The 10,749-nt window shown below is 65.6% G+C and carries 11 protein-coding genes; 7 read left to right on the top strand and 4 right to left on the bottom strand.

Features of this window, described 5'->3' with window-relative positions:
- Positions 1–91 precede the first annotated feature (91 nt).
- The gene (locus ACE3TQ_RS22730; RefSeq protein WP_374585286.1) at positions 92–940 is read right to left on the bottom strand and encodes an NmrA family NAD(P)-binding protein; all 849 of its coding nucleotides are present in this window, start codon (positions 938–940) and stop codon (positions 92–94) included.
- Positions 941–1,022: 82 nt separating this feature from the next.
- Between ACE3TQ_RS22730 and ACE3TQ_RS22725 the strand changes: the two genes are divergently transcribed.
- The 7 genes from ACE3TQ_RS22725 to ACE3TQ_RS22695 all read left to right on the top strand — a co-directional run bounded on the left by ACE3TQ_RS22725 (position 1,023) and on the right by ACE3TQ_RS22695 (position 8,626).
- The gene (locus ACE3TQ_RS22725; RefSeq protein ID WP_374585284.1) at positions 1,023–1,412 is read left to right on the top strand and encodes a winged helix-turn-helix transcriptional regulator; all 390 of its coding nucleotides are present in this window, start codon (positions 1,023–1,025) and stop codon (positions 1,410–1,412) included.
- A 12-nt stretch (positions 1,413–1,424) separates the two neighbouring features.
- Positions 1,425–3,560, top strand: coding sequence for an ATP-binding protein (locus ACE3TQ_RS22720; protein ID WP_374585282.1), 2,136 nt, complete (start codon positions 1,425–1,427; stop codon positions 3,558–3,560).
- Positions 3,557–3,757 carry a hypothetical protein gene (locus ACE3TQ_RS22715; RefSeq protein WP_374585280.1) on the top strand — a complete coding sequence of 67 codons (201 nt, stop codon included), beginning with the start codon at positions 3,557–3,559 and terminating at the stop codon, positions 3,755–3,757. The genes ACE3TQ_RS22720 and ACE3TQ_RS22715 overlap by 4 nt, the downstream gene beginning before the upstream one ends.
- 51 nt (positions 3,758–3,808) lie before the next feature.
- Positions 3,809–4,342 carry a phasin family protein gene (locus ACE3TQ_RS22710; protein WP_374585278.1) on the top strand — a complete coding sequence of 178 codons (534 nt, stop codon included), beginning with the start codon at positions 3,809–3,811 and terminating at the stop codon, positions 4,340–4,342.
- Positions 4,343–4,403: 61 nt separating this feature from the next.
- The gene (locus ACE3TQ_RS22705; protein ID WP_374585276.1) at positions 4,404–6,044 is read left to right on the top strand and encodes a VRR-NUC domain-containing protein; all 1,641 of its coding nucleotides are present in this window, start codon (positions 4,404–4,406) and stop codon (positions 6,042–6,044) included.
- Positions 6,041–8,326 carry a helicase C-terminal domain-containing protein gene (locus tag ACE3TQ_RS22700; protein WP_374585274.1) on the top strand — a complete coding sequence of 762 codons (2,286 nt, stop codon included), beginning with the start codon at positions 6,041–6,043 and terminating at the stop codon, positions 8,324–8,326. The genes ACE3TQ_RS22705 and ACE3TQ_RS22700 overlap by 4 nt, the downstream gene beginning before the upstream one ends.
- Positions 8,327–8,398: 72 nt before the next feature.
- Positions 8,399–8,626 (top strand): hypothetical protein, encoded by a 228-nt coding sequence (locus ACE3TQ_RS22695; RefSeq protein WP_374585272.1) that lies wholly within the window; start codon positions 8,399–8,401, stop codon positions 8,624–8,626.
- Positions 8,627–8,867: 241 nt separating this feature from the next.
- Here ACE3TQ_RS22695 and ACE3TQ_RS22690 read toward each other — a convergent pair whose 3' ends face one another.
- From ACE3TQ_RS22690 to ACE3TQ_RS22680, 3 genes are all read right to left on the bottom strand, one after another.
- The gene (locus ACE3TQ_RS22690) at positions 8,868–9,380 is read right to left on the bottom strand and encodes a DUF4124 domain-containing protein (RefSeq protein ID WP_374585270.1); all 513 of its coding nucleotides are present in this window, start codon (positions 9,378–9,380) and stop codon (positions 8,868–8,870) included.
- A 1-nt stretch (position 9,381) separates the two neighbouring features.
- A complete protein-coding gene (locus ACE3TQ_RS22685) occupies positions 9,382–9,939 on the bottom strand; it encodes a hypothetical protein (protein ID WP_374585268.1) in 558 nt (185 codons plus the stop codon).
- A gap of 84 nt (positions 9,940–10,023) precedes the next feature.
- Positions 10,024–10,749, bottom strand: a complete 726-nt coding sequence (locus ACE3TQ_RS22680; RefSeq protein WP_374585266.1) for a LytR/AlgR family response regulator transcription factor — start codon at positions 10,747–10,749, stop codon at positions 10,024–10,026.

Here is a 10,749-nt window from a genome sequence, read left to right as displayed (position 1 = left end):
GTTCAGGTCCATGTGCCGCGAGGTGTGGGGGTTCGAGTCCCTCCGTGGGCACCAAGAATTCCGCAAAAAAGCTCCCTTCCGGGAGCTTTTTTCATTTCAGGGCCGCTTCCACCGCCTGCGCCACGTTGCGCGTTGGCCGGCCAATCAGTTTTTCCAGCGCCTTCCCTTCATCGAACAGGCCGCCCAGCGCAGTGCCGGCGTCGGCATCGGCCAGCAGGCTCGGCCAGGGCGCCGGTACGCCGATGCTGGACAGCACGCCGGCATAGTCCGCTTGCGCGATGTCGCGGTAGCTGACCGGCCGGCCAGTCTGGCGCGCTACTTCCGCGGCCAGTTCGGCCAGCGTGAAGGATGTGCTGCCGGCCAGTTCGTACACCGGCTGGGGTGCGTCCGCCGTCAAAACCGTTACAGCAGCGGCGGCGTAGTCGGCGCGGGCTGCGGCGGAAATCCGGCCGTCGCCGGCGCTGCCCAGTACTTCGCCACGCTGCGCAGCGCCGGCAATGCGGCTGTCGAAGTTTTCCAGGTACCATCCGTTGCGCAGGAAGCTGTAGGCCAGTCCGCTGTCGCGGATCGCTGCTTCGGTGGCGACGTGCTCCTCGGCCAGCGCCAGCGGCGAGCGGTCGGCACGCAGGATGCTGGTGTACGCCAGCAGGCGCACGCCGGCGCGGCGGGCGGCGGCGACCACGTTCAGGTGCTGCGGCAGGCGCTGCCCTACCGTGTCGGACGAGACCAGCAGCACCTTTTCGGCGCCGGCCAGCGCTGCGTCCACGCTGGCCGGGTCGTTGTAGTCGGCTTGCCGCACCTGGACGCCGCGCGCCGCGAAGTGCGCCACCTTGGCCGGGTCGCGCACGGCCGCCACAATTTGCGCCGCCGGGACCTTGTCCAGAAGGCCTTGCACCACCAATTGACCCAGTGCGCCCGAGGCGCCAGTGACCACGATCATGTTTTTCTCCTTGGTTAAGAATGACGTGGGGCTATAATAGGATCTACACTAACTTTTCGTAAGTACGTACTTTTTGGTAAGTATGGAAAAAACTTCTAAATCGCTGCGCGCGGCCCTGGCGCGCCAATGTGCGCGGCCCGGCAATGTGCTGGCGCCCGATTGCCCGTCGCGGGCCGTCCTGAGCCATGTCACCAGCCGCTGGGGCGTGCTGGTGCTGGTGGTGCTGTTGGGCGGCATGCACCGCTTCAGCCAGCTGCGCAAGGAGGTGGGCGGCGTCAGCGAGAAGATGCTGGCGCAGACCCTGGTTGCCCTGGAGGGCGACGGCTTCGTCCTGCGCACTGCCCTGCCGGTCATCCCGCCCCATGTCGAATACAGCCTGACGCCCTTGGGGCGCGAGGTGGCCGAGCGTCTGGAAGTGCTGGTCGACTGGATCGAGGACAACTTGCCGCGCATCGTTGCGCCGCAGGTGTAATACACTGGCGACGTGGAGAACTACGACACCATCCTGGTCGCAACCGCCGCCAGCCTCGATGTAGCGGGGCTGGAGCTGGCGCTCGCGCAGCACCGCTACCGCGTTGAATCGGTCACCAGCGGCGAGCATGCCTTGCGCGTGGCCGCTTCCGGACGGGTTGCGCTGGTCCTGCTCGATGTGGCACAGGCGGGCAGCGCGGAACTGGAACTCGCCGGCCAGCTGGCGCAGGCGCACACGGGACGCCGCATTCCGGTCCTGCTCATGTCGCACCGTCCTTCGCTGGAGGAACAGCAGCGCGCCGCGCGGGCCGGGGCCGATGGCTATTTCAGCCTGCCGCTGGCCACCACCAGCGTCGTCGATCATGTGCTGACAGCCCTGGAGGGCCGGCGCATCGGCGGCTTCGACCTGGAAGTGAATTACCACATGATGGCAGCCGCGTCGCCCGATGCGGTCCTGCTGCTGGACATGGAATCCGGCCGTCCCGTCGACTTGAACCACCGCGCCGAGCAGCTGCTCGGGCGCAGCGCGCTGGAGCTGCTGGCCACGCCGCTGGCCGAGCTGTGCGATCCGGCCGAACTGGCGGCCATGATGGAGCGCGTGCAGGCCGGCGAGTTGCGCGTGCACCGTATCGATTTCCGCCATAGCAGCGGGCGCACCCTGGAATGCGAGGTGCGCGGCGTGCGCATCACGCGCCCGGGCCGGCGCCTGTTCCACATCCGCCTGGTGGATGTCACCGGCGCCCAGCGCGCCGAAGCTTTGCGCGTCGGCCAGGAGCAGTTGCTGGAAATGGTGGCGCGCGGCGTGCCGCTGCAGGAGACGCTGCAGGCATTGGTGCGCCTGGTGGAGTCCCAGTCGGACGGCGTGCTGTGCTCCGTGATGCTGCTGGATGACGATGGCGTGCATATGCATTGCGCCTGCTGCCCCAGCCTGCCGGCAGGCTACACCGCGCTGCTGGAGGGGCTGGCCATCGGCCCCGGCGTCGGTTCCTGCGGCACCGCCATGCACCGGCGCGAAGCAGTGGTGGTGTCCGACATCGAACATGACCCGCTCTGGGCACCCTACCGCGACCTGGTCAAGGATTACGATTTGCGCGCCTGCTGGTCCATGCCCATCCTGCAGGACGAGCATACGGTGCTGGGTTCGTTCGCCATGTATTACCGCACGGTGCGCCGGCCCGACGCGGAGGAGCAGCGCCTGATCGGCGTCGCCAGCCACCTGGCCAGTATCGCCATCGAACGCGCGCGGCGCGAGGCCGAGCTGCTGCGCCACCGCACCCACCTGGAGGAACTGGTGGAGGCGCGCACCGCCGAACTGTCGCGCGCCATGCACCAGGCGGAACTGACCAACGAGGAGCTGCAATCGGCGCTGGAAAACCTCAGCATGACGCAGGATGAACTGGTGCGGCGCGACAAACTGGCGGCCTTGGGGGCACTGGTGGCCGGCGTGGCGCACGAGCTGAACACGCCGATCGGCAACAGCCTGGTCACCGCCACGACGCTGGCCGACCATACCTCGGCGCTGGCGGGCCAGATGGAGTCCGGCATCCGCCGCTCGGAACTCGATACCTACCTGGACCAGGCGCGCCAGGCGGGCGAAATCCTGCAGCGCAACCTGCAGCGCGCCGCCAGCCTGGTGGCCAGCTTCAAGCAGATTGCCGTCGATACCACCGACGCCCAGCGCCGCAGCTTCGACCTGGCGCAACTGCTGCAGGAACTGCTGGCGCCCCTGTGGGCCAGCCTGCCGCAACCGCGCCCGCACCTGCGGCTCGATGTGGCGCCGGGCCTGCGGATGGACAGCTACCCCGGCCCGCTGGTGCAGGCCCTGGGCCACCTGGTCGACAATTGCATCGTCCACGCTTTCGCCGCGCCGCCGCCGGGTGGCGCCCAGGTGGAGATCAGTGCCGATGTGGAGGGGAAGGAGGTGCTGCTGATCGTGTCCGACAACGGCGCCGGCATCGCGCCGGAACACTTGCGCCGCATTTTCGACCCGTTCTTCACCACCCGCCTGGGCGCCGGCCAGTCCGGCCTAGGCCTCTACATCACGCACAATATCGTGACCGGGGTGCTGGCCGGCCATATTGAAGTCGACAGCACGCCGGGCCGGGGCAGCACCTTCACCCTCCACCTCCCCCTGAGCGCACCACGATGAAACGCCGCTTCGCCCTGTTCCTGCTGCTTGCCGGCGCCGCCGGCGCCACCCTGGCCGCTCCGGCATACTGGTACCTGTACCAGAGCCGCCTCGACGGCCAGAGAACTTGTTCGCAAACGCCGCTGGGCGAAGGCTGGGTACAGATCGCCGGGCCTTACAAAGATGCCCATTGCGAAAAGTTGGTGCGTACTAAATAATGAAGCCAAAGCAAGAAGCAGCGCCATCCCAACGACAACGAAGGAGACCGTATGTTTCAGAATCCCGAGCAGTTCGCCAACGCGACCAAGACCCTGTTTGAATTCCAGCTGGAGACCTTCAACACCCTGACCAGCCGCGCCATGCAGGGCGTGGAGCAGGCCGTGGCCCTGAATATGGCTACCGCCAAAAAAGCGCTGGACGACCAGGTCGACGCCGGCCGCAAGGTAAGCGCCGCCGCCACCCCGCAGGAGGCCATGGACGTGATCAATGCCCGCCTGCAGCCCGGCATGGCCGCCACCAACGCCTACAACCAGCAGCTGGGTGCCCTGCTGTCGGAAATGTCGGCCGACTTCCACAAAGCCGCCGACGCCCACCTGGCGGAAGCCAAATCCAACCTGAGCGCGCTGATTTACGACGTGACCAAGAACGTGCGCCCCGGCTCGGACAACGCGGTGGAAATTGTCAAAACCGCCATCGATAACGCCTTCAAGGGCTATGAACAGGTGACCCAGGCCACGCGCGACGCCGTCAAGGCGTTCGAACAGCAGGTCGAAAAAGCCAGCGCCGCCGGCAAGAAGGGCTGACAACGCAGGTGTCGGCGCGTTATACTGTATATAAATACAGTTTTCGCGCCGCGCCGCCTGCATGAACCAAGTCCTTGAAAATCCGTTCTACTACCTGGAAAACTTCCACCAGGTCCTGCATTGGATTGGCGAGCGCTATAGCGACCTGCTGACCGCCGAGGAAGCCACATTCCTGGCCCGTTTCCCCACCCTGCCCCAGCCCGCGCGCGCCCTGTTCGTGCGCATGGTCATGCGCAAGGGTGAATTGTTCCGCGCCTCCAAGCTCAGTTACCCGGAAATCGGCTGCCCGCTGGGCGCCGCCGCGCCCCTGGTCGAGCAAGGCTGGGTGGTGCAGGACCCCGAACTGACGCTGGACGAACTGTTCGACCTGCTGCAAAAGCCGGAAATCACGCGCGTGTTCGCGCTGAGCGGCGCCGAACGCAACGCACGCAAGGCCGACCAGCTGGAAGCCCTGCGCGAGCGCCACGAAGGCAGCCACCGTTTCAGCGCCTGGTATGCCGATGCCGGCGACCAGGTCTACCATATCCTGTCCAAGCCGCTGTGCGACCGGCTGCGCCTGATCTTCTTCGGTAACTTCCACCAGGACTGGTCGGAATTCGTGCTATCCAACCTGGGCATCTACCGCTACGAAAAGGTCGAGTTTTCGCCCGCCGCGCGCGGCTTCCGTTCGCGGCGCGACATCGACGACTACCTGGCCCTGCACGCCTGCCGCGAACGTTTTGCCGAGGGCGAGGACCCGCTGCAGCTGGCGCGTGAACTGCCGGCGCTGGCCGGCGATAATGAATGGCTGCTCAGCCGCCGCCAGAAAATGCTGTTCCAGTTCGGCCAGCAGCTGGAAAAGCTCGGCAACTGGGCCGGCGCCTTCGAGCTGTACGAACAGTGCGCCTATCCCGGCGCCCGCGCGCGCGCCATCCGCGTGCTGGAAAAGGACGAGCGCCTGGGGCTGGCCTATGAATGGCTGCAGCGCGCGCAAGCCGCGCCGGAGAGCGAGGCCGAGCGCCAGCAGCTGCTGCGCATGGCGCCGCGCCTGCGCCGCAAGCTGGGCCACGTGCGCGCCCCAGCCCACAAACCAACGCCGGTCGAGCGCATCGACCTGGTGCTGCCCATGCCTGGCGAGGACTGGTGGGTCGAAGGCGTAGTGCGCGACCATTTGTGGCAGGACGAAGCACCCTGCTTCTACGTCGAGAACGCGCTGGCCAATTCGCTGTTTGGCCTGCTGTGCTGGGACGCGGTGTTCGCCGCCATTCCCGGCGCTTTCTTCCACCCCTTCCACCACGGCCCGGCCGACCTGCACAGCGCCGACTTCCAGCGCCGCCGCGCCGCCCTGTTCGACGCCTGCTTCGCGCGCCTGGACGACGGCAGCTACGGCGACACCATCCGCGCCAACTTTACCGCCAAGGCCGGCCTGCAGTCGCCTTTCGTGTACTGGGACGCCATCGACGATGAGCTGCTGGACCTGGCGCTGGCCTGCATCCCGGCGGCGCACCTGCGGCGCTGGTTCGAGCGCATCCTGCTGGACATCAAATCCAACCGCAGCGGCTTCCCCGACCTGATCCAGTTCTGGCCGGAGCAGCGCCGCTACCGCATGGTCGAAGTCAAAGGCCCGGGCGACCGCCTGCAGGACAACCAGCTGCGCTGGATCGACTACTGCGCCGAGCATGGCATGCCGGTCTCCGTCTGTTACCTGGCCTGGCAAGAATGAGCTACACGATTGCCGTCCGCGCCCTGTGCGAGTTCACCGCCAAGCAAGGCGACCTTGACCTGCGCTTTACGCCCACGCCAACCGCGCAGGAAGGCATCGAAGGCCACGCCATCGTCGCCAGTCGCCGCGATGAAGGCTACGAACGCGAGGTCAGCCTGTCCGGCGACTTCGGCCCGCTGCACGTGCGCGGCCGCGCCGACGGCTACGACCCGCGCCAGAACCAGCTCGAAGAAATCAAGACCTACCGCGGCGACCTGGCGCGCCAGCCGGCCAACCACCGCATCCTGCACTGGGCCCAGCTCAAGGTCTACGGCCACCTGCTGTGCCAGGCGCGCGGCCTGCCTGCGCTGCGCCTGGCGCTGGTCTACTTCGACATCGGCTCGCAGAAAGAGACCGTGCTGACGGAGGAAGCCGACGCCGCCACGCTACGCGCCTTCTTCGAAGAGCAATGCGGCCGCTTCATCGCCTGGGCCGAGCAGGAACTGGCGCACCGCCACGCACGCGACGAACAGCTGCGCGCCCTGCGCTTCCCGCACGCCGACTTCCGCCCCGGCCAGCGCCAGCTGGCGGAAGCCATGTTCAAAGCGAGCGCGCGCGGCTGCTCACTGCTGGCGCAGGCGCCGACCGGCATCGGCAAGAGCATCGGCAGCATCTTCCCGCTGCTGAAAGCCAGCGCCGAGCATGGCCTGGACAAGGTGTTCTTCCTGGCCGCCAAGACCAGCGGCCGCAGCATGGCGCTCGGCGCGGTGGAAACCATCAAGCGCAGCGCACCGCTGCTGCCGCTGCGCGCGCTGGAACTGGCCGCCAAGACCACCGCCTGCGAGAACCCCGACAAAGCCTGCCACGGCGAATCGTGCCCGCTGGCGCAGGGCTTCTACGACCGCCTGGCCGGCGCCCGCGCCGCCGCGCTGCAGCTGCCCATGCTGGACCGCGCCGCCGTGCGCGAAGTGGCGCTGGCGCACCAGGTCTGCCCCTACTACCTGCAGTCCGAGCTGGTGCGCTGGGCCGACGTGGTGGTGGGCGACTACAACTACTACTTCGACCTCAGCGCCATGCTGTACTCGCAGACACAGATGAACGGCTGGAAAGTCGGCGTGCTGGCCGACGAAGCACACAATATGGTCTCGCGCGCGCGCAAGATGTACTCGGCCGAAATGGACCACGTGCGCCTGCGCGTGCTGCGCAAGACCGCACCGGAAGCACTGCGCAAGCCCCTGGACCGCGTGCACCGGCAATGGAGCGCGCTGGAGAAGGAGCAGGATGGTGCCTACGCCAGCCACGCCGCGCTGCCCGAAAAGTTCATGGCCGCGCTGCAGAATGCCTGCACCGAGATCGGCGACTACATGGCCGAGCACCCCGCCTGGTTCGATGCCGACGTGCTGGACTTCTACTTCAACGCCCTGCTGTTCGGCCGCCTGGCGGAAAGCTTCGGCGAGCACTCGCTGTTCGATGTCGAGAAAAGCGACAGCGGACGCGGCGCCGCAGCGGGGCGCGTCAATTCAGTGCTCTGCATCCGCAACATCCTGCCAGCGCCCTTCCTCAAGCAGCGCTTTGAAGCAGCGCACACGGTGGCTCTGTTCTCCGCCACGCTCAGCCCCTGGAATTATTACGCCGACACGCTCGGCATGCCGGAAGATACCGCCTGGGTCGACGTCGCCTCACCATTCGAAGCGCAACAGCTGCAGGTGCATATCGCCAGCCACATCTCCACCCGCTACCAGCACCGCGAACGCTCGCTGGCGCCGATCGCCGCGCTGATGGGCGAGCAATACCAGCGCCAGCCCGGCAACTACCTGGCCTTCTTCAGCAGCTTCGATTACATGGAAAAGGTCGCCGAACTGTTCGCCGCGCAGCACCCGCACGTACCGCTGTGGCGCCAGGAACGGCGCATGGACGAAAGCGCCCGCGACGCCTTCCTCGACCGCTTCCGCGCCGGCGGCCAGGGCATCGGCTTCGCCGTGCTGGGCGGCTCCTTCGGCGAAGGCATCGACCTGCCCGGCGACCGCCTGATCGGCGCCTTCATCGCCACCCTCGGCCTGCCGCAGATCAATCCCGTCAATGAACAGATCAAGGCGCGCATGGAAACCGCATTCGGCGCCGGCTACGACTACACCTACCTCTACCCCGGCCTGCAGAAGGTCGTGCAGGCCGCCGGCCGCGTGATCCGCACCACCAGCGACCGCGGCACCGTCCACCTGATCGACGACCGCTTTGCCCGCCCCGAGATCCAGGCCCTGCTACCCGCCTGGTGGCATGTCGAATCGCGGAACTTTTCTGCATAAACTCTGTCCCAGCTCAAAATCGCAAGCGCCCGGAGGTACACAGTAGAGCTTTAACGCAACCGGGAGCATAAAATGGAACAGGGGGAGCGCATCGCAAGATTGGAGGCAGAAGTGGATTTCTTACGGGAGCAATGGCGACAGATTGTCGCGGAACAAGTCCGGCTGCGCGAGCATATGGATCGCGGCTTTGCCGAACTCCGCGCGGAGATGGCACGAAACACTCGCTGGATGATCGGCATCGCCGTAACCTATGGCACGGCGATCCTCGGCATGATGGCCAAGATGGCCGGAATGTACTGAGCCAGGCATCTCAGCTACGGTGTTGGCTGCCGGTCGTCAGCCCCCGGCCAGCTGCAGCTGCGCGTTCGCGGTAACTGCTTGGGACTTCATCTGTAAGTACTCAACCGTAGTACCGCGGTACGACCTTCCACCCTCGCCCGTGACGACAAAACCGTTGCGGTCGTAAAATCTTCGTGCTTGAAAATTCGACTTCGCGACGCTTAGAACCAACTCCCTGTTCTCTGAGCGCGCAACGAACGGTTTATCGGCGGCGCTGGCCGGGGCCGCATAATAATGCGTGGTTCTCCTTGCGCTGGCGGACGATCTCGCGCGTTTCCTCTTCGCTTGCGACGGAGCTTGTGCCGTTGGCGCGGTTGAACGCCAGGCGCTTGGCTTTTTCCGAGTACGCAATCTGCTGCGCGTCGCGCGTACACATTTCGTCGTCCGTCATCGGCTTATCGGATTTATGCATGCTGGGGTTGTATGGCTGCTTCGCTGCCTGCGCCGCTGCTGCGGCATCCGCCCGCCGCTCCTCCTGCTGGCGCTTGACCAGCCGCTCGCGCGATTCCCGCTCGCGTTCGCGCCAGTCATCGCCGGCGGCGGCGCCGGTCGCTCCTGCGGCGCCCGCACGCGGCACCGCGACCGTCTTGGCATTCGCCCCATCCTGCGGGCGATCCGAATAGTGCACCTTGCCGTTGGCATCGGTCCATTTGTACAACTGGGCGTGCGCCGGTACGACCGCCAGCGCGAACACCATCATGAGAAGTCGCTTCATACTAATTTTCCAGCTCGGGGAATTCAACGCTCGATACCACCAGCGTGAACTCGTGCCTGAATTCGTAGTCGCCAACGTAGGCCTGTGCGATTTTTCCAGTCCAGGTAATGTTGAAGCGGGAACTGTCGCCAATCCGGTCGAACCGGATCTTGTGTTTGGCCACCGCATCGTGCCCCAGCAAGTAAATGTGGAACGCCAGGTCTGAGAAGTCCTCAAGCGACTCCGGATCGGGATCGATGCTCAGTTCCAGGCCGTCCAGCAGTTCGGGGGAATAGTCCGCTTTGGCGCAAACCCGGAAGCCTTCATTGTCCCAATAGGTCGAGGACAAAATGCAGGAGTGGTAATTGCCCCATACGATGGGTGCCGCCCAGTCGGACGGGTAGTCCGCGTCCTCGTCATCCTCGATATCCCGCTCCGAGTAGTAGTCGGCCGACTCGAGGTGCAGGTCGAACCAGACCTCGCCGCCAACCTCTTTGGCGGACCAGGTGAACTCTTTGATGGGGTGTCCCTCGGGCCACGGGTTGTCCTTGAAATAAATCCGGTCCGGCGTCATGCGCATTTCTTATGGTTTTCCGATCCGGCATATTAGCTTGCAGAAGACAAGCGCAGTCTCACCAAAAGTCACGGGACGGCGAAGAATGGCTTATAAGCCCTTCACTTTCTGGTAGCCGCTGCGGCTGACCGGGATCTTGCGGCCGTCTTTCAGCACAGCGCAGTGGCTGTCTTTGGTGGCTTGCTCGATACGCTCGATGCGTTCCACATTCACGATCCACGAGCGGTGCAGGCGCACGAAACGGGTTTGGTCCAGCTGTTCTTCCAGCTCCGACAGGCGCTGGTTCTTCAGGTAGGACTTGCCTTCGGCCAGGATCTCAACGTAATCGTCCTGCGCCTCGATGGTGTCGATGCGCTCCGCTGCAATGACGTGCACGCGCGCGCCGTCGCGGATCAGCACGCGCTCCAGCGGGCCGTTGCGCACCGCCGCTTCGGTCGCCATTTGCAGCACCGCCGGGCGCTCGCCGCCAAGCCGCTTGCGCACATGGGCCACCGCCTGGTCCAGGCGCTCCTGCGGATAGGGCTTGAGCAGGTAGTCGATGGCATGCACCTCGAACGCCTTCAGCGCGTACTGGTCGTAGGCGGTGGCGAACACGTAGTGCGGCTTGCTGCCGGCCAGTTCCACCACTTCAAAGCCATCCAGCTTGGGCATCTGGATATCGAGGAACACCACATCCGGCTCCATCTCGGCAATCGCCTTCACCGCCTCGAAACCGTTGGCGCATTCCGCCACCACTTCCACGTCCGCGTGGGCCCGCAGGTACTCCCGCATGACGCCGCGGGCTAATTCTTCATCATCGACAATGATGACGCGCAT

The organism is Pseudoduganella sp. (genome assembly GCF_041914865.1).
GTDB lineage: Bacteria > Pseudomonadota > Gammaproteobacteria > Burkholderiales > Burkholderiaceae_D > Rugamonas.
The sequence above is the reverse complement of the archived record's forward strand: the minus strand, read 5'-3'. Positions and strand labels throughout refer to the sequence as shown.